Source organism: Acidovorax soli, from assembly GCF_014207955.1.
GTDB lineage: Bacteria > Pseudomonadota > Gammaproteobacteria > Burkholderiales > Burkholderiaceae_C > Acidovorax > Acidovorax soli_A.
The window spans coordinates 308283-325754 of the sequence record NZ_JACHLK010000004.1; the positions used below are offsets into that span (position 1 = coordinate 308283).

Genomic DNA, 17472 nt, shown 5'->3' on the forward strand with positions numbered 1-17472 from the left:
TCGGAGCCTGTCCATGTCTGCCGTTCCCCTCCCCGTATCCCCGCCCGCGCCGCTGCTGCGCCCCCATCTGCCGGCCTGGCTCATCGTCACCATGGCCTGCATCGCCTCGTTCATGGTCGTCATGGACGGCTCCATCGTGAACGTGGCGCTGCCCGCCATCGAGCGCGACCTGCAGCTGTCGCACGCCGCGCTGCAGTGGGTCATCGATGCCTACCTGCTGGCCCTGGGCGGCTGCATGCTGCTGGCTGCGCGTGCCGGTGACCTCTATGGCCGCCGCCCGGTGCTGCAGGCCGGGCTGGCGCTGTTCACGCTGGCCAGCCTCGCTGCTGGCCTGGCGGCCAGCGCCCCCTGGCTGCTGGCGGCGCGCGCCGTGCAGGGCGTGGGCGCGGCGGTGCTGGCCACCTCGTCGATGGCGTTGGTGATGGCCGCCACCCACCACGACAAGGCCGCCCGTGCCCGCGCCCTGTCGCTGTGGGCGGCGCTCAACTCGGCGGGCTTTGCCTTCGGCGTGGTGATCGGTGGCGTGCTTACCGATGCGGCCGGCTGGCGCTGGGTGATGTTCGTCAACGTGCCCGTGGGCCTGGCGCTCATGGCCGGCGTCGCGGCCAGCCTGCTGCCCCCGGCGCCACGCAGCACGCGCCCGCCGCTGGACCTGCCCGGTGCCCTGGTCTCCACGCTGGCCAGCGTGGCGCTGGTCTATGGCATCACCCAGTCCACCGAGCTGGGCTGGGCCTCGCCCACCGTGCTCGGCGCGCTGGCGGCGGCCGCCGTGCTGTGGCCGCTGTTCGTGGCCATCGAGGCGCGCAGCGCCAGCCCGCTGGTGCGCCTGTCCATCTTTGCACTGCCCAACCTGCGCGTGGGCAATGGGCTCATGCTCTGCCTGGGCGCCACGCTCACGGCCTCGGTGTTTCTGGTGTCGGCCCTGCTGCAGCATGGCGCCGGCTACAGTGCGCGCGACACCGGCTTGGCCATGCTGCCCATGGGCGTGGCGCTGGCGGCGGCGCGCCTGGTGTTCGCCGGGCGCCTGGCGCGCAACGGCGCGGCGCGCCTGCCGCTGTGGGGCGCGCTGGTGGCCGCGGCTGGCTTGGCCTGGCTGGCGGCCATGCCGGCCGAGGCGCACTTCCTCACCCAGGTGCTGGGCCCCACGCTGCTGGTGGGCGGCGGGCTGGGCCTGGTGATCCTGGCGGCCACCCACGCCGTGACCTCGGGCGTGCCCCTGCAGGACGCAGGCCTCGCCTCGGGCCTGGCCAACACCGCGCGCCAGCTCGGCGGCGCCCTTGGCGTGGCTGCACTGGCCACGCTGGCCGGGGCTGTGGCCCAGGGCGCCGGCGGTGCACCCCAGGCGGCGCAGCTGGCCGGCTACCACGCCGCACTGCTGGCCGCGGCGGGGCTCAGCCTGGTGTGCGGCCTGGTCTCGCTGGCGCTGCGCCAGCCGGATTGAGGCGCCAGGGCCGCACCAGCCTGCGCCAGCCCACCACCACGCCCGTGAGGCTGAGCACCGCGCCACCCAGGCTTAGCACGATGAGCAGCGCATCCCACAGCGGCCGGTGCGCGAGCAGCGGGCCCCAGTCCCAGCTGTGCAGCAGCGCAAACAGCCAGCGGCTGGCGCGGCGGTGGGTGTCGCTTTTGTCGAGCACGGCGCCGGTGTGCGGGTCGATGTGCACCCAGGTGGCGTGCGCGTCGGCAAACACCACGCGCAGCACGGGCAAGGGCTTGTCGCCCCCGCCCGTCATGGTGTGGGCGGCGCGGCTGTAGTAGTGCAGGTCGTACTCGCGCAGCAGCTCGGTGCGCGCCACCGGGTCGGGCAGCAGGCGCGCGGCGGCGGCCTGCAGTTGCGCCGGGTCGAGGGCCCGGGCCTGTGCGCTGGCAGCGTCCAATACCGCGGGGGCGCCCGTGGGGCCGGCGGCCAGCACCAGCGTGTGGCCCGCATGGCGCACCCAGCGCAGTTCGCGCGTGTTGGGCGATGCCGCTGCCAGCAGGGCCTGCACGCTGGCGGCCTGCGCGGGCAGCCGCAGCGCGCCGCCATGCATGGCCTGGGTGCGCAGGGCCGGTGCGCCGCTGTCGAAAATCTTCCACGGATTCATCGACATCAGGCCGCTGAAGATCCAGGTCAGCGTCACGGCGGCGAACAGCAGGCCGAAGACATGGTGCCAGCGCATCATCAGCCCCCGGTAGGGCGAGCGCGAGCCGCTCTTGTAGCGCTGCGTGAAGCGCCAGCGCATCACGCCCACCACCGTGCCGGTGACGGTGAGCACGATGCCCGCGATGGACAGCCAGTTCACGATGTCGGCCCACCAGGCATTGAACACATTGCCGCGAAACGGGTAGAGCCAGTGGATCCACGCGCCCACATAGTTCCAGCCGCGCTCGCTGCGCGTGGCGTCGCGCACCACCTCGCCCGTGGTGCCCGAGACATAGACCTCGGTGCCTGCCGCATCGCCCAGCGCCAGGCGGTGCAGCGGGCGGTGTGCATCGAGCGCGCGCGAATGGGTGAAGGCGTCCTCGTCCAGCGTACCCAGGTGGCGCGGGGTGCTCTGCGATGCGCCCGCGAAGGCCTGGGCCGATGCTGTGGCCCAGGCCGCGTCCACACCGCGCAGCACCTGGCCCGTGGTGGCGTCGACCACCGTGGCCGGTTTGCGCTTGGGCGCGCCCTCGGGCTGCACCAGGTAGGCCGCGCGCCCGCCGCTGGCCACGGCCAGGCGCAGCTCGGCCAGAGGGCCTGCGATGCCGGCCGCGCGCAGCGCGTCGGCCGGCTCCAGCGCAATGGCGGCCATGCGCAGCGGGGGCAGGTGCTCCAGGCGCTCGGCCGCCGTGAGCTTGGGGTAGCCCACGTACATCATCACCACGCCCGAGACGAACCACATGGCGAAGAAGGCGCACAGCACCACGCCGGCCCAGCGGTGGACCAGGTACAACCAGCGCTTGGCGTGTTGCATGCTGCGGGCCCTCCGTCAGAACGCGGTGTGCAGCGTCAGGTCGGCCGTGCGGGGTGCACCCAGGTAGACCTGGTCGCGCACCTCGGCCGCGTAGGTGCGGTCGGTGGCGTTGCGGATGCGCGCCGTGAGCGTGGTGGCGGAGCCGAGCTTCCAGCCCAGGCCCAGGTCGAGCAGCGTGTACGAGGGCCAGTACTTGGTGTTGGCCGCATTGCCATAGACCTTGCCCACATGGCGCAGCCCGGCGCTGGCCGTCAGCGTGGGCGTGAGGGCATACGACACCCAGAGGTTGGCCACGGCCTGCGGCACCAGGGCCGGCACCTTGCCCGCCATGGACACGCCACCCTGCACGAAGTTCTCATACCGTGCGCGTGTGAGCGCCAGGTTGCCCTGCAGCTGCCATTGCGCGCTGGGGCGCAGGCCGGCCGACAGCTCGATGCCGCGCGAGGATTGCTCGCCCACCAGCAGCGTGAGGTTGGGGTTGGCCGGGTCCTGCGAGGCGATGTTCTGGCGCCGTATCTCGTACACCGCCACCGTGGCGCTGCCCTTGCCGTCCCAGAAGTCGAACTTGCTGCCCACTTCGACCTGGCGGCCCGTGGTGAGCTCGCTGTTGTTGCGCACATCGGCGAACGAGGCCGATGCCAGCGATCCCGAAGGCGGGTCGGCCGCGTTCGAGGCCTGGGCGTACAGGCTGGCGCCGGGTGCGATGTCCCACACCAGGCCCAGGCGGCCCGTGGTAGGGTGGTAGTCGCGGCTGAAGCTGGCGGGCGCGGCCGCCGTCACGGCGCGCCGGTTCACCAGGTCCAGGCCGATGCGCTCGTGGCGCAGTGCGGTGACCAGGTTCAGGCCGGGCACCACGGCAGTGCGGTTCTCTAGGTACAGCGCGGTGGTCGTGGCCTTGTTGTCCTTGTCGGCGCTGTAGACCGGCGAGGTGCCCGGGATGTCGAAGAAATTCTCGGTCGTGAACTGGGTGGGGTTCACGGTGCTGACGGTGGTGGAGAGGCTTTGCGGAAAGCGCGTCTGCTTGTTCACGCTCACGTCCAGGCCAAAGGCCCAGTCGCTCTTCTTGCCCGCCAACTGGCCCTGCCAGGTGCCTTCGATGCGGTTGCCCAGCAGCGTCTGGTCGTGGCGCTGCAGAAAGGGCGCGCTGCGCGCCACGGCCGTGTTGGCGGCGTTGAAGGTGTAGATCTCCACGTTGCGGTAGTCGCGCAGCGCGTCGTAGGCATAGAAGGTGTTGCGCAGCTGCAGCGCGTCGGACACGCGCCACTGCGCCACCGAGCGCAGCCACTGCACGCGGTGCTCGTACACGCCGTCGGCGCTGTTGTAGTTGGCAAAGCGCGTGGCCGGGTTGATGTGCAGCGCCCCCACGGCGGGGTTGAGCACCGGCGTGCCCCAGTAGGGGCGGTCCACATGGTCCTTCTGGTATTCATAGGCCAGGGTGTGGGTGAAGCCCCCGCCCAGGTCCGACAGCAGCGAGGTGGCCAGCTGCGTGGCCTGGGTTTTCGTGCCCGTGGTCCAGCTGCCCGCGTCGCGGTGGTTCAGGTCGATGCGCGCGAAGTGCGCGGGGCCGGCGCCATCGCTGCTGCCTGCGATCTGCCGGTTCAGCCCCACGGAGACTTCCTTGAGCCCGTAGGAGCCGCCGCGCACCTGGCCCTCGGCAAAATGGCCGCGCTCGGCCGTCTTGGTCAGGTAGTTGATCGAGCCGCCCACGCCGCCCGAGCCGTAGAGAAAGCTCGACGCCCCGCCGATGGCCTCCACGCGCTCGTAGATCCAGCTGTCCACCGCGCGCGTGGCGCTGCCGTACTGCGGGTTGATGCCGTTGTACAGCTGGGCCACCGAGTTGGCCGTGAAGCCGCGGTAGCTGGCGGCCATGGAGCCGGGCGCATTGTGCGCGCTGACGCCGGGCACGGCGCGCAGGATCTCCTGCGTGTCCTGCGCGCCGCGCGCGTCGATGGTGGCGCGGTCCACCAGGGTGACCGAGGCGGGCGTCTCGCGCGCCGTGAGGCCCAGGCGGCTGCCCGTGGCCACGGGCACATCGAGCTGCAGCCGGCCATTGGGCTGGGCCGCGGCATCGACCACGTCGACCGGTTGCAGGGTGGGTGTCTGCGCCGCGGCGGCCAGTGGCACCAGGGCCAGGAGGGCGGTGCACAAGGGCGACAGAGGAAAGACGCGGGCGGGCGCGGCAGCACCGGCCAAAAGGGAACGGAACATGGCAAAAAAACTCTCTGGCGGACGGCATGGCACCGGGCTGCCGGTGCGCACCGTCCGCGCGCGGACGACGGGAAAGCCGCGCAGCCCGGGCAGTTCGGGGCCACGCGTGCGGCGGTCAGGTCAGAGAGAAGCCGGAGGCCCGCGCGCGGGCAGTGGCGCCGCGGTGATGGCCGCGATGCGCGCCGCCTCCACGGGCTGCAGGGCATGCGCCAGCGGTTGCGGCAGGGGGAGGGTGGCCGTGCTGGCCGGAGGTGGTGCGCCGACCGTGGCGCACAGCGGGCAGTCCATGCCCATGGCGCCCATCTCCACGGTGCCGTCGTCGGTTTGCACCAGGAGCTTGATGGTGCCCGCGCCCGAGCAGATCACCTCGATGGCCTGCGGGTTCACCAGCGGCGAGGCGATGGCCACGCCCATGGACGCCATGAACCAGGCCAGCACCAGAAGGCGCAGGGCGGCAAAGGTTCGAAGGGCGTGCATGGGGCGCAATTATGCAGGCAAGCCGCCAAAAGCAATCGGGCGCCCGAGGCGCCCGAGGCGCCCGATTGCTGTGTGTCAAGTCAGGACGGATTACGCTTGCGTGTACGCCGTCTTCACCGTGGTGTAGAACTCGGCGGCGTAGCGGCCCTGCTCGCGCGGGCCGTAGCTGCTGCTCTTGCGACCGCCGAACGGCACGTGGTAGTCCACGCCCGCCGTGGGCAGGTTCACCATCACCATGCCGGCCTGGGCGTGGCGCTTGAAGTGCGTGGCGTGCTTGAGGCTGGTGGTGGCGATGCCGCTGGCCAGGCCGAAGGGCGTGTCGTTGGCCAGGGCCAGCGCTTCCTCGTAGTTCTTCACGCGCTGCACGCTCACCACGGGGCCGAAGATCTCTTCGCGGTTGATGCGCATGCCGGGCGTGGTCTCGGTGAACAGGGCCGGACGCAGGTAGAAGCCGGGTGCGCCGTCGGCGTTCTTCTCCAGGGCTTCGCCGCCAAAGGCCAGCTTGGCGCCTTCCTGCTGGCCGATGCCGATGTACTCCAGGTCCTGGGCCAGCTGGCGGTCGTCCACCACGGGGCCGATGTCGGTGCCGGCCTTGCGCGCGTCGTCCACCTTCAGGGTCTTCATCTTCTCGACCATGGCGGCCACGAAGCGGTCGTGGATGCCTTCGGTCACGATCACGCGGCTGCTGGCCGTGCAGCGCTGGCCGGTGGAGAAGAAGCCGCTGTTGATGGCCGCGCCCACGGCGACGTTGAGGTCGGCGTCATCGAGCACCACGAAGGGGTTCTTGCCACCCATCTCCAGCTGCACCTTGGCGCCGCGCGGCACGCAGGCGGCTGCCACGCGCTGGCCCGTGCCCACCGATCCGGTGAAGCTCACGCCGGCGATGCGCTCGTCTTCGAGCAGCACCTGGCCCACGTCCGAGCCGCGGCCCATCACCAGGTTGAACACGCCGGCCGGCAGGCCCGCGCGGTGCAGGATGTCGGCCAGCGCCCAGGCGGAGCCGGGCACCACCTCGGCGGGCTTGAACACCACGCAGTTGCCATAGGCCAGGGCCGGGGCGATCTTCCAGGCCGGGATGGCGATGGGGAAGTTCCACGGCGTGATGATGCCGATCACGCCCAGGGGCTCGCGCGTGATCTCGATGCCCACGCCGGGGCGCACCGAGGGCAGCACCTCGCCGCCGGGGCGCAGCGCCTCGCCGGCGAAGAACTTGAAAATGGCGGCCGCGCGGCCCACTTCGCCAATCGCCTCGGGCAGGGTCTTGCCCTCTTCGCGGGCCAGCAGGTCACCGAGCTCGGCCTTGCGCGCGATGATCTCGTTGCCCACCGCATCCAGCACGTCAAAACGCTGCTGCGGCGTGGACAGGCTCCATGCCGGGAAGGCCGCGTGCGCGGCCGACACGGCTTCCAGCGCCTGCTCGCGGCTGGCCACGGCGTAGTCGCCGATCACGTCGCGGGTGTCCGAGGGGTTGGTGTTGCGGTAGCCGCGGACGCCTTCGGTCCAGGTTCCGCCAATCAGGTTTGCGTGCATGGTGTGGTGCAGGTAGTGGGAAAGTGGTGGCAACAGTGCCGAACGGGCCGCCGGCCCACCGCACGGGCCTGGTCGCGGCAGCAAGGCGCCTGCGCGGAGCAGTGCATTGTGCAGCGGTTGCCGGTGTGCGGTGCTGGGTGGCCCATTCTGTTGCCTTAGAAAGCCGTGCGCACGCCGATCTGCGTGACGCTCTTCTGGCTGATGAAATCCTTGAGTCCGCCGGTGGCTTGCGACGCCGACGCATACAGGAAGGTGTTCTTGGACAGCGCGTAGCGCGCACCCACGGCGACCTTGCCCAGGGTGTCGTTCTGGCCGGCTGCGTTGGCGTACTTCACACGCGTGTAGTTGGCGCCCAGCAGCACGAAGGAGCCCACGGGCACTTCCACGCCGATGGTGCTGCCGTCGCTCTGGTCCATGGCGAAGGTGTTGGTGCCGGTCACCGTGAGGTTGTTGCCCGTGAAGGCGCCGTTCACCGAGGTGGTGGCCAGGTCGCGGTTGCGCTGCACGCCGCCCAGCACCTTGACCACGCCGAAGTTGTAGTTGGCCGCCACCGTGAGCGACTTGTTCACGTTGTCGCCCGTGGTGCGCGAGCGGTTCCATTCGTACGACAGCGCGCTGTTGAACGGGCCCTGGGCGTAGCTGAGCTTGATGCCGTAGAAACGGTCGGCCGTGCCCTCGCCGGGTGCCACCTGGGCGGCCGCCTGGAAGCCGCTGTAGTTCACGGTCTGCACCTGCAGCACATTGTCGGCGCGTGGCGCGTTGAGCCACAGCGGCAGGGCCTTGCCGGCATTGGTCACGCCGGTGCCGGGGTTCAGCGTCAAGGCGTTGGTGAAGGGGTTGCTCAGGCCCATGACCGAGTCTTCCAGGATGTACTGGCGGCCCAGGCGCAGCTCGCCCACCGAGGCGGAGGACAGCCACACGAAGCCCTGGCGCCCAAAGGCCCGGCCGCCCTGGCCGAAGGTGCCGTTGTCGGCATTGAAGCCGTTTTCCAGCAGCACGCCGGCCTTGAGGCCGCCGCCCAGGTCTTCCACGGTGCGGATGCCCCAGCGCGAGCCGTTCAGGCCGTTGGTCGTGCCGTCGTTCATGGACGTCACGCTGCCGCCACCCGAGCGCGCGCCCGCGCTGTAGTGGCTGACGTTGAGGTCGACCAGGGTGAACAGGGTCACGCTCGATTGGGCCTGGGCCGCGGGCGCCGCGGCCAGCAATGCCGCGCAGGCGGCCAGGGACAGCGGGGAAATGTGCTTCTTTTGCATGGTGTTTGTCTCTCTCGTCTCGTCTCTTGTTGTCTTCAGGGTTGATGAAAGCGGGGGATGGTGGAAATGGCGGATGGGCTCCTTGGGGTGGATGGGGCGGGGCAGGGCCCTGCGCCGGTGCGGCGCGGGCCAGCAAAGGCAGAAAAGGAGCGGCGGGTGCTGCGGGGGCGGGTGCCGCGCTGCTCAGCCTGCGGTGGCCGCAAGGGCCGGCGCAGGCAGATGTCTGACCTCACGGGGTCCCATGCCGGCGGGCGGCGCGCATTTCGGTGGGGTCATTGGACACAGGCTCCCAGGCAATGAGGCGTACAAGGGCCTGCGCCGGGCCTTTCGGGTCGGGGCGGTGGCCGTCACATGGTAATTTGTTGTATGTCATCGTACAACAAATTGCCAAAGCGGGTGCTGCGGGTTAGTACTGACGCGCCCGCCTGGGCGGGGCGTCGGCCTGGGGCTTGGGGGTGGAGGGTGGGGCCTGGCCCCGGAGGCTTAGCCTGCTTCGGCCTGGGCGCGGCGGCGGCGCTCGCGGCTGTTGGCCAGGTGGGTGCGCATGGCGGCGCGCGCGCCATCGGGGTCCTGCGCGACGATGGCGTCGTAGATGCTTTCGTGCTCGCCGTTCACGCGGCGCAGGTACTGGCGCAGGTCGCCCTCGCTGTCGCCGGCCTCCAGCCGCGCACGCGGAATGATCATGCTGCCCAACGTGCCCATGAGCTCGGCGAAATGGCTGTTCTGCGTGGCACGCGCAATCTCCAGGTGGAACTGGAAGTCCGAGGCCACCGCATCGCGCCCCTCGTCCACGGCCTTGGTCACGGCATCCAGCGCCACGCGCATGGCGGCCACATTGGCCTCGGTGCGGCGCTGCGCGGCCAGTGCGGCGGCTTCGGTCTCCACGCCGATGCGCAGTTCCAGCACCGCGATCACGTCGCGCAGCGTGCTGAACTGCTCGGGCGTGATCTTGAAGCCCGGGGCCTGGCCCAGGCCCAGCACGAAGGTGCCGATGCCGTGGCGCGTCTCCACCAGGCCCGAGGCCTGCAGCTTGGAGATGGCCTCGCGCACCACTGTGCGGCTGACCTCGAACTCCGCCATGATGGCCGCCTCCGTGGGCAGCTTGTCACCCAGCGCCAGCCGCCCGTCGCGGATGCGATCGCCCAGGGATTCAACCAGCTCCAGGGCCAGGGTACGGGGCTTGCGGCGAAGGGCGATGGCGGTGTTCATTTCTTGGTGTTATCCCTATGTGATCGGGGGGCGCTTGGGAGTACATTGCATTCGCGTTGTACGACAACTGATGACGTGCAACGCAGCATACCGCCACTGTACCAAGAACCACCTGAATTTCCATGCCTTGTCACCCGACACCGATCCGATTCAACCGCCTGCTGCTCACCGGTGCCGCCGGCGGTCTGGGCCGTGAGCTGCGCACCCGTCTGAAGGCCTACTGCACCACCCTGCGCCTGTCCGACATCGCCGAACTGGGTTCCGAGGCCGCGGGCGAGGAAGTGCGCCCCGCCCAGCTGGAAGACGCCGCTGCCATCCATGCACTGCTGGCCGGTGTGGATGCCGTGGTGCACCTGGGTGGCGTGTCCACCGAGCAACCCTGGGACGCCATCCTGCCCGCCAACATCGTGGGCGTGTACAACCTGTACGAGGCCGCACGCAAGCAGGGCGTCAAGCGCGTGATCTTTGCCAGCAGCAACCATGTCACCGGCTTCTACCGCCAGGACGAGGTCGTGGGCCTCAAGGACCCGGCGCGCCCCGACGGCCTGTACGGCGTCTCCAAGGCCTTCGGCGAAGACCTGTCGCGCTTTTACTTCGACCGCTACGGCATCGAGACCGTGTGCCTGCGCATCGGCTCCTCCTTCCCCGAGCCGCGCAACCGCCGCATGCTCGCCACCTGGATGAGCTACGACGACCTGGAGCGCCTGGTCGTGGCCAGCCTGACCGCGCCCGTGGTGGGCCACAGCACCATCTACGGCATGGGCGACAACACCACCACCTGGTGGGACAACACCCTGGCGCGCCATATCGGCTACCGGCCACAGGACAGCTCCGAGCCCTTCCGCGCCAAGGTGGAGGCGGCCGACCCCGCGCCCGACATGGCCGACCCCGCCGTCATCTACCAGGGTGGCCCCTTCGTGCGCACGGGGCCGTTCGAATGAGCGACGCTGTCGAACTGCTGCTGCCCGGGCACCGCGACCAGGTGGGCGAAAGCCCGCTGTGGAGCCCCGCCGAGCAGGCGCTGTACTGGGTGGACATCGAAGGCCGCGCGCTGCGCCGCCTGCGCTGGGCCGACCGCCAGCTCACCAGCTGGGCCACGCCCGAGCGCCTGGCCTGCATCGCCCTGCATGCCGATGGCGGCCTCATCGCGGGCATGGACACGGGCCTCTTTCACCTGCGCCCGGCCGATGACGGCACGCTGGCCTGCACCCTGGTCTCGGCCGTGCAGCACCCCGAGGAGGGCATGCGCTTCAACGACGGGCGCTGCGACCGCCAGGGCCGCTTCTGGGCCGGCACCATGGTGCGCGACATGGCCCTGGCCCGCCCCGCGGGCCGCTTGTACCGGCAGGACGCGCGCGGCCTCTCGGTGCCCCAGGTCGAAGGCCTGGTCACGCAGAACGGCCTGGCTTTCAGCCCCGACGGCGCCACCATGTACCTGAGCGACAGCCACCCCAGCGTGCAGAAGGTCTGGACGCTGGACCTGCATGACGATGGCAGCCTGGGCCCGCGTCGCCTGTTCGTGGACATGCGCGAGCTGCCCGGCCGGCCCGATGGCGGCGCCATCGACGCCGACGGCTGCTACTGGATCTGCGGCAACGACGCCGGCCTGGTGCACCGCTTCACGCCCGACGGCGTGCTCGACCGCTCGCTCGCCGTGCCGGTGAGCAAGCCCTCGATGTGCAGCTTCGGCGGTCCCGACCTCGACCTGCTGTTCATCACCTCCATCCGCCCCGGCCAGCCGCAGGGCGACGACATCGCCCACGGCGGCGCGGTCTTCGTGGCCCGCCCCGGCGTGCGCGGGCTCGCAGAAGCCCCGTACCGCGCTGCCTGAGCGCAGCCGCAGCACCGCACCGTACACCCCCTTTCAACCCAGGAGACAACCACCATGAACGTTCCACACCTCTTTGGCCGCGTGGCGCTGGCCGCCGGCGTGCTGCTCGGCAGCCTGGCCGCGCAGGCCACCGAATTCCGCTCGTCGGACATCCACCCCGAGGACTACCCCACCGTGCTGGCCGTGCGCCACATGGGCGAGACGCTGAACAAGGCCACCGGTGGCAAGCACAGCATCAAGGTCTACGCCAAGGGCTCCCTGGGCATCGAGAAGGACACCATCGAGCAGACCAAACTGGGCGCCATCGCCATGACGCGCGTGAACGTCGCGCCCATGAACAACATCTGCCCCGCCACCATGGTGCCCACCATGCCCTTCCTGTTCCGCGACAAGGAACACATGCGCAAGGTGCTGGACGGCGCCATCGGCGACGAGATCCTGAAGGACTGCGAATCGCAGGGCTTCGTGGGCCTGGCCTTCTACGACAGCGGCGCACGCTCCATCTACACCGTGAAGAAGCCCGTCAAGACCCTGGCCGACGTCAAGGGCATGAAGGTGCGCGTGCAGCAGAGCGACCTGTGGGTTTCGCTGCTCGAAGCCATGGGCGCCAACGCCACTCCCATGCCCTTCGGCGAGGTCTACACCGCGCTCAAGACCGGCCTGGTGGACGCTGCCGAGAACAACTACCCCAGCTACGAAAGCTCGCGCCACTTCGAAGTCGCCAAGTACTTCAACAAGACCGAGCATTCCATGGCGCCCGAGATCCTCTTGTTCAGCAAGCGCGTGTGGGACACCCTGAGCGCCGATGACCAGAAGGCCATCCGCGCCGCTGCCAAGGAGTCGGTGGGCTACATGCGCAAGATCTGGGACGAGCGCGAAGAAAAATCCCTGGCCACCGTGAAGGCCGGCGGCGCGCAGATCGTCGAGATCGACAAGGTCGCCTTCAAGGCCGCCATGAAGCCGGTGTACGACAAGTTCCTCAAGGACCCCAAGCTGCAGGACATGGTCAAGCGCATCGACGCCGTGCAGTAAGCAAAAAAGAAGAGCCAGAGTGAGTCCTGAGGGCAGGCGGCACAGGGAACGAACAGCCCGCCGCCTGCCCCTTTCCAGTTGTTGTTATTGAATGTCCACTATGTACACGCGACTCTGCGCTTTCATTGCGCGCACCTGCCTGCAACTCGGGGTAGGGGGGCTCGTCCTCCTGGTCGGTGCGGTGCTCTACCAGGTCATCGGCCGCTACATCTTCAACGACACGCCCACCTGGGCCGAGAGCGGCGCGGTGCTCCTCGTGCTCTACGTGACCATGCTGGGCATGGCCGTGGGCGTGCGTGACGCAGGCCACATCGGCCTCGAATCCTTTCTGGTGCTGGCGCCCGACTGGCTGCGCGTCAAGCTCGAGCTGCTGATCCACGCGCTGGTGCTGGTGTTCGGTGTCGTGATGGCCTGGAACTGCGGCGTGCTGGCCGAATCGGTCGCGCCCTACAAGATTCCCACGCTCGGTATCTCCGAAGCCTTCAAGTACGTGCCGCCCGCCATGGCCGGCGTGCTGGTGGCCATGTTCTCGCTGGAGCACATCATCGCCATCCTGCGCGGCGTCGAGGTCGAGCCCGCCTGGCATTGATGCACAGCTCCCGAGCCTCCTTTCCGCTCCCTCACGTCCCTACAAAGATTTCCATCATGGCGTTGACCATCCTGTGCGTGACCTTCACGCTATTGCTGCTGCTGGGCGTGCCCGTGGCCTTCTCGATCGGCCTGTCCTCGCTGGCCACCATCCTCTATGAAGGCCTGCCGCTGGCGGTGGGCTTCCAGCAGATGATTTCGGGCATGAACCCGTTCTCGTTCCTGGCCATTCCGTTCTTCATCTTCGCCGGCGAGATCATGATGTACGGCGGCATTGCCGACCGCATCGTCAACTTCGCCAAGAGTGTGGCCGGCCATGTGCGCGGCGGCCTGGGCATGAGCAACGTGCTCGCCTGCACGTTGTTCGGCGGTGTCTCGGGCTCGCCCGTGGCCGACGTCTCGGCCATGGGTGCCGTGCTCATCCCGCAGATGAAGAAAGAGGGCTACCACGCCGACTACGCGGTGAACGTGACCACGCACGCCTCGCTGGTGGGCGCGCTCATGCCCACCTCGCACAACCTCATCATCTTCACGCTGGCCGCCGGCGGCAAGGTGAGCATCGCCGCGCTGATCCTCGCCGGCATCGTGCCCGCCCTGCTGCTGACCATCTGCAACCTGGCGGCCGCCTACATCGTGGCCGTCAAGCGCGGCTACCCCGCCGGTACCTTCCCCGGCTGGGAGATCGTGTGGATCTCGTTCCGTGCCTCCGTTCCCGGCCTGGCCGTGGTGGTCATCATCATCGCGGGCATTCTGTCGGGGGCCTTCACGGCCACCGAGTCGGCGTCGGTCGCGGTGCTGTGGGCGCTGATACTCTCGGTCTTCGTCTACAAGAAGCTCACGCGTGAGCAGTTCCTCAAGGCCGCCTCCAAGGCCGTCAAGACCACGGGCACGGTGCTGCTGCTGATCGGCATCTCGTCCATGTTCGGCTACCTGATCGGCCTGTACGGCGTGGCCGAACTCACAGGCGATGCGCTCAAGTCCATGAGTACCTCGCCCTGGGTGATCTTCCTGTGCGTGAACATCATCCTGTTCATCCTGGGCACCTTCCTGGACATGGCCGCCACCATCCTGATCTGCACGCCGATCTTCCTGCCCATCTGCCAGCAGTTCGGCATGACCACCGAGCAGTTCGGCATCGTCATGCTGATCAACTGCGCCCTGGGCCTGAACACCCCGCCCGTGGGCACCACGCAGTTCATCGGCTGCACCATCGGCGGCGTGTCGGTGGGCGAGGTGATGAAGACCATCTGGCCGTTCTACAGCGCGCTCATCGTGGCGCTCATGCTCGTGACCTACGTGCCGCAGTTCTCCATGTGGCTGCCGGACCTGGTTCTCAAAGGTGGTGGGTGAAGCGCAGGGGGCTCGGCGGCGAGGCCGGCCCCCTGCGTCTTTTTGCAATCACCGATAGCATCCACGAGGCGCCTGCGGGCGCCTCGTTTTCCTTTGTGGGCGCACCTGGCGCCTTGTTTTCCTTTGGACTGAGAGATTTCCGCATGGGGGCTGTTTCCCGTTTCGCCGACCGCAAGGTCCTCGTCGCCGTGGCACTGCTGTGCTGCCTGCTCTGGGGCAGCTCCTACCCCGCCATCAAGACCGGCTACGCCTGGTTCGGCATCGCCAAGGGCGACATCCCCACCCAGCTCGTCTTCGCGGGCTGGCGCTTCGTGGGCGCCGGCTTGATCCTGCTCGCCTGGGCCGCCGCCAGCGGCCGCAGCATCGTCGCACTGGGCGCCGGCGCACCGCGCCAGCTGGTGGTGCTGGGCCTGGCGCAGACCGCGCTGCAGTACGTGTTCTTCTACGTCGGCGTGGCGCACACCACGGGGGTCAAGGCCTCCATCATGAACGCCACCGGCACCTTCTTCAGCGTGCTGCTGGCGCACTGGGTCTACCACAACGACCGCCTGAGCCACGCCAAGGCCTGGGGCTGCGTGGTGGGCTTTGCGGGCGTCATGGTGGTCAACCTGGGCCGGGGCAGCCTGGACCTCGACTTCACCCTGCTCGGCGAAGGCTTCGTGGTGCTCGCCGCCCTGGTGCTGGCCGGCGCCAGCATCTACGGCAAGCAGGTCTCGCAGCGCATGGACTCGGTCGTCATGACCGGCTGGCAACTGGCCATCGGCGGTGCAGCCCTGCTCGCCATGGGCTGGGGCGCGGGCGGCTCGCTCACCGGCTTCACGCTGGCATCCACCACGCTGCTCGTCTACCTGGCCCTGTTGTCTTCGGCCGCGTTCTCGCTGTGGAGCCTGCTGCTCAAGCACAACCGCGTGAGCCAGGTCACGGTGTTCAACTTCACCGTGCCCATCTTCGGCGCGGCCCTGTCGGCCGTGTTCCTGGACGAGGCGCTGTGGGAGTGGAAGAACCTCGTGGCGCTGGTGCTGGTGTGCGGGGGGATCTGGCTGGTGACGCGGGATGTGCCCGCCTCCGGGAGGGCCTAGACTCCCCCTATGTCCCACACCTTCCGCCAGCACTTTTTCTCGCCCGCTCCGCAGAGCCTGTTCCAGCCCCTGAAGGGCTGCCTGGCCGCGGCCCTGCTGTGCCTGGCGTGCCTCGCAGCGCCACAGCCCGGGCGCGCCGCCGAGCTAGACGCCAAGCGCCAGGCCATCCTCACCTCGATGTACCAGCCGGATGCCGTGCTCACCGAGCAGACCCACCGCGACTTCTGGGCCGGGTTTGACAACAGCAACCCCAACGACCCCAACCTGCCCGGTGCAATGGCGCGCATGGCCGCGGCGCTCAAGAACTCGCTGGCATTCGACCAGGCCAAGGCGCGCAGCTACCAGGCCAGCATCCAGCAGCGCAAACCTGTGGTGGATGCTGGCTACGAGCAGGCGCTGCAGGACCGGCTGGAACTGCTGCGTGCACGCAAGCTGTCGCCCGACAACATCCTGGCGCAGGACAAGGAGTTCCGCGAATCGCTGGTCCCCGTCTCCAAGGGCAAGCCGCTGGACGCGCCGGGCGGCGCCAAGGTGCGGATGACCCCTGCGCTGATCGAGCAGCTCCTCAAGAACCTCGACGCAACGCATGTGCGGCTGGAGCGCCTGCTCAACCCGGTGTGGGTGCCGCCTGCAGGCGGTTGAAAGCCAATGGCAAGCCCCATGGCATTGATGGGCATGCCGGTACCCTGGGCCAGAGGGTGGGCATGAGGCCGGCATTGAACGTTACCGCCAGGAACAGGTCGTCCGCCATCGCCACGCACCGCATGCGGTCTGCGGTGGTGGAGTGCCCGTTTTCACCACCAGAGAGGCTGGTCCTGACCCAGGTGGTCCAGGCTTGGCCCCGATAAACTCGACCTATGCCCCACACCCTCCACCGCGACGCATTCCAGCACACCCTGCACGGCCAGCGCACCGACCTCTACACCCTGCGGGGCGAGGGCGGCATGCAGGTGGCCGTGAGCAACTACGGCGCGCGGCTGGTGCAGATTGCGGTGCCCGACGGGCAGGGCGGGTTGGTGGATGTGGCGCTGGGCTACGACAGCCTGCAGGGCTACCTCGATGGGCAGCTCTCCATGGGCGCGCTCATCGGCCGTTGGGCCGGGCGGCTGCGCAGTGGGCATCTGGTGCTGCCGGATGGCGCAGTGCAGCAGCTGCCCACCAACAGCGGCCCTCACCACCACCATGGCGGGCCGCGTGGCAGCCGCTTCCAGGTGTTTGCGGTCGACGGCGTGCAGGCCGATGCCATCACCCTGAGCCATGTGTTCCGCACCGAGGACGATGGCGTTCCCGGCACGGTGCGGCTCACCGTGCGCATTGCCGTCACGCCCGACAACGCGCTGCAGATGGTCTGGAGCGCCGAGGCGGCCGATGCGCCCACCATCGTCAACATCACCGGCCATGCCTTCTTCAACCTGGCCGGTGGTGGCAGCACGCACGGGCACGAGCTGCAGGTGCCTGCTGGCCGTTATGTGCCGCTGGCCCTGGACCTGTGCCCCCTGGGCCAGGTCGATGGGGTGCAGGGCACGGCCTTCGATTTTCGCGAGCTGCGCACGGTGGGCGAGGCCATCGCCCAGCCCTGCGACCAACTGGCCTTGGCCGGCGGGCTGGACCACTACCTGGTGCTCGACAGCGGCGTCTCGGCCCGTGCCCCTTTCGGCCTGCCGGCCGGCAGCCCGGGCCTGCGCCTGGCCGCGCGCCTGCGCGAGCCTGCCAGCGGCCGCAGCATGCAGGTGTGGAGCACGGCGCCCGGCGTGCAGGTGTATGCGGGCCACGGCCTCAAGGCCGACCCGGCGCGCGACCTGGGTCGGGGCGGCAGTGGTGGTGCCGAGCGCTGGCTCTGGCAGCCCGGCGACGGCATCTGCCTGGAGCCCATGGAGTACCCCGATGCGCCCAACCACCCGGCCTTTCCCATGCGCTGGCTGGCGCCAGGCACGGTGGAGCATGGGGCCATCGTGTACCGGTTTTTCTGAGGTATCTCG

15 protein-coding genes are annotated in these 17472 nt (G+C 69.3%); 9 read left to right on the forward strand and 6 right to left on the reverse strand.

Translation table 11 applies throughout. The annotated features are described in order from the left end of the window. The first annotated feature begins 13 nt into the window (after positions 1-13). Positions 14-1441 carry an MFS transporter gene (locus HNP48_RS13050; RefSeq protein WP_184857468.1) on the forward strand — a complete coding sequence of 476 codons (1428 nt, stop codon included), beginning with the start codon at positions 14-16 and terminating at the stop codon, positions 1439-1441. Here HNP48_RS13050 and HNP48_RS13055 read toward each other — a convergent pair. From HNP48_RS13055 to HNP48_RS13080, 6 genes are all read right to left on the reverse strand, one after another. Next, positions 1392-2936, reverse strand: coding sequence for a PepSY domain-containing protein (locus tag HNP48_RS13055; protein WP_184857470.1), 1545 nt, complete (start codon positions 2934-2936; stop codon positions 1392-1394). The genes HNP48_RS13050 and HNP48_RS13055 overlap by 50 nt on opposite strands. 15 nt (positions 2937-2951) lie before the next feature. Next, positions 2952-5144 carry a TonB-dependent siderophore receptor gene (locus HNP48_RS13060; protein ID WP_184857472.1) on the reverse strand — a complete coding sequence of 731 codons (2193 nt, stop codon included), beginning with the start codon at positions 5142-5144 and terminating at the stop codon, positions 2952-2954. Positions 5145-5264: 120 nt separating this feature from the next. Next, positions 5265-5621 (reverse strand): DUF2946 family protein, encoded by a 357-nt coding sequence (locus tag HNP48_RS13065; protein WP_184857474.1) that lies wholly within the window; start codon positions 5619-5621, stop codon positions 5265-5267. 90 nt (positions 5622-5711) lie between these two features. Then, positions 5712-7151, reverse strand: coding sequence for an aldehyde dehydrogenase family protein (locus HNP48_RS13070; protein WP_184857476.1), 1440 nt, complete (start codon positions 7149-7151; stop codon positions 5712-5714). 155 nt (positions 7152-7306) lie between these two features. Next, entirely contained in the window at positions 7307-8404 is a 1098-nt protein-coding gene (locus tag HNP48_RS13075; RefSeq protein ID WP_184857478.1) for a porin, read from the reverse strand. Between the two features lie 483 nt (positions 8405-8887). Further along, positions 8888-9613, reverse strand: coding sequence for a FadR/GntR family transcriptional regulator (locus HNP48_RS13080; RefSeq protein ID WP_184857480.1), 726 nt, complete (start codon positions 9611-9613; stop codon positions 8888-8890). A 122-nt stretch (positions 9614-9735) separates the two neighbouring features. Between HNP48_RS13080 and HNP48_RS13085 the strand changes: the two genes are divergently transcribed. The 8 genes from HNP48_RS13085 (at position 9736) to HNP48_RS13120 (ending at position 17463) form a co-directional block, all read left to right on the forward strand. Next, positions 9736-10554 (forward strand): NAD(P)-dependent oxidoreductase, encoded by an 819-nt coding sequence (locus tag HNP48_RS13085; RefSeq protein WP_184857482.1) that lies wholly within the window; start codon positions 9736-9738, stop codon positions 10552-10554. After that, positions 10551-11444: an SMP-30/gluconolactonase/LRE family protein gene (locus HNP48_RS13090; protein WP_184857484.1), complete on the forward strand. Its 894-nt coding sequence runs from the start codon at positions 10551-10553 to the stop codon at positions 11442-11444. The genes HNP48_RS13085 and HNP48_RS13090 overlap by 4 nt, the downstream gene beginning before the upstream one ends. Before the next feature lie 54 nt (positions 11445-11498). Further along, positions 11499-12476 carry a TRAP transporter substrate-binding protein gene (locus HNP48_RS13095; RefSeq protein WP_184857486.1) on the forward strand — a complete coding sequence of 326 codons (978 nt, stop codon included), beginning with the start codon at positions 11499-11501 and terminating at the stop codon, positions 12474-12476. 100 nt (positions 12477-12576) lie between these two features. Continuing rightward, positions 12577-13065 carry a TRAP transporter small permease gene (locus tag HNP48_RS13100; RefSeq protein ID WP_184857488.1) on the forward strand — a complete coding sequence of 163 codons (489 nt, stop codon included), beginning with the start codon at positions 12577-12579 and terminating at the stop codon, positions 13063-13065. Positions 13066-13121: 56 nt separating this feature from the next. Further along, on the forward strand, positions 13122-14414 hold the full coding sequence (locus HNP48_RS13105; protein WP_184857490.1) for a TRAP transporter large permease: 1293 nt from the start codon (positions 13122-13124) through the stop codon (positions 14412-14414). Between the two features lie 143 nt (positions 14415-14557). Then, complete coding sequence (locus HNP48_RS13110; protein ID WP_184857492.1) at positions 14558-15493, forward strand: DMT family transporter; 936 nt, start codon at positions 14558-14560, stop codon at positions 15491-15493. 9 nt (positions 15494-15502) lie between these two features. After that, positions 15503-16135: a hypothetical protein gene (locus HNP48_RS13115; protein WP_184857494.1), complete on the forward strand. Its 633-nt coding sequence runs from the start codon at positions 15503-15505 to the stop codon at positions 16133-16135. A 215-nt stretch (positions 16136-16350) separates the two neighbouring features. After that, complete coding sequence (locus HNP48_RS13120) at positions 16351-17463, forward strand: aldose epimerase family protein (RefSeq protein WP_184857496.1); 1113 nt, start codon at positions 16351-16353, stop codon at positions 17461-17463. The last annotated feature ends 9 nt before the right edge of the window (positions 17464-17472 follow it).

Excerpts from the sequence above, each read along its gene's own strand:
- HNP48_RS13115 (WP_184857494.1), top strand. The coding sequence starts at position 15,503 with ATGTCCCACACCTTCCGCCAGCACTTTTTCTCGCCCGCTCCGCAGAGC.
- HNP48_RS13085 (WP_184857482.1), top strand. The coding sequence starts at position 9,736 with ATGCCTTGTCACCCGACACCGATCCGATTCAACCGCCTGCTGCTCACC.
- HNP48_RS13060 (WP_184857472.1), bottom strand. The coding sequence starts at position 5,144 with ATGTTCCGTTCCCTTTTGGCCGGTGCTGCCGCGCCCGCCCGCGTCTTT.
- HNP48_RS13080 (WP_184857480.1), bottom strand. The coding sequence starts at position 9,613 with ATGAACACCGCCATCGCCCTTCGCCGCAAGCCCCGTACCCTGGCCCTG.
- HNP48_RS13050 (WP_184857468.1), top strand. The coding sequence starts at position 14 with ATGTCTGCCGTTCCCCTCCCCGTATCCCCGCCCGCGCCGCTGCTGCGC.
- HNP48_RS13105 (WP_184857490.1), top strand. The coding sequence starts at position 13,122 with ATGGCGTTGACCATCCTGTGCGTGACCTTCACGCTATTGCTGCTGCTG.
- HNP48_RS13070 (WP_184857476.1), bottom strand. The coding sequence starts at position 7,151 with ATGCACGCAAACCTGATTGGCGGAACCTGGACCGAAGGCGTCCGCGGC.
- HNP48_RS13120 (WP_184857496.1), top strand. The coding sequence starts at position 16,351 with ATGCCCCACACCCTCCACCGCGACGCATTCCAGCACACCCTGCACGGC.
- HNP48_RS13100 (WP_184857488.1), top strand. The coding sequence starts at position 12,577 with ATGTACACGCGACTCTGCGCTTTCATTGCGCGCACCTGCCTGCAACTC.
- HNP48_RS13110 (WP_184857492.1), top strand. The coding sequence starts at position 14,558 with ATGGGGGCTGTTTCCCGTTTCGCCGACCGCAAGGTCCTCGTCGCCGTG.
- HNP48_RS13090 (WP_184857484.1), top strand. The coding sequence starts at position 10,551 with ATGAGCGACGCTGTCGAACTGCTGCTGCCCGGGCACCGCGACCAGGTG.
- HNP48_RS13065 (WP_184857474.1), bottom strand. The coding sequence starts at position 5,621 with ATGCACGCCCTTCGAACCTTTGCCGCCCTGCGCCTTCTGGTGCTGGCC.
- HNP48_RS13075 (WP_184857478.1), bottom strand. The coding sequence starts at position 8,404 with ATGCAAAAGAAGCACATTTCCCCGCTGTCCCTGGCCGCCTGCGCGGCA.
- HNP48_RS13055 (WP_184857470.1), bottom strand. The coding sequence starts at position 2,936 with ATGCAACACGCCAAGCGCTGGTTGTACCTGGTCCACCGCTGGGCCGGC.
- HNP48_RS13095 (WP_184857486.1), top strand. The coding sequence starts at position 11,499 with ATGAACGTTCCACACCTCTTTGGCCGCGTGGCGCTGGCCGCCGGCGTG.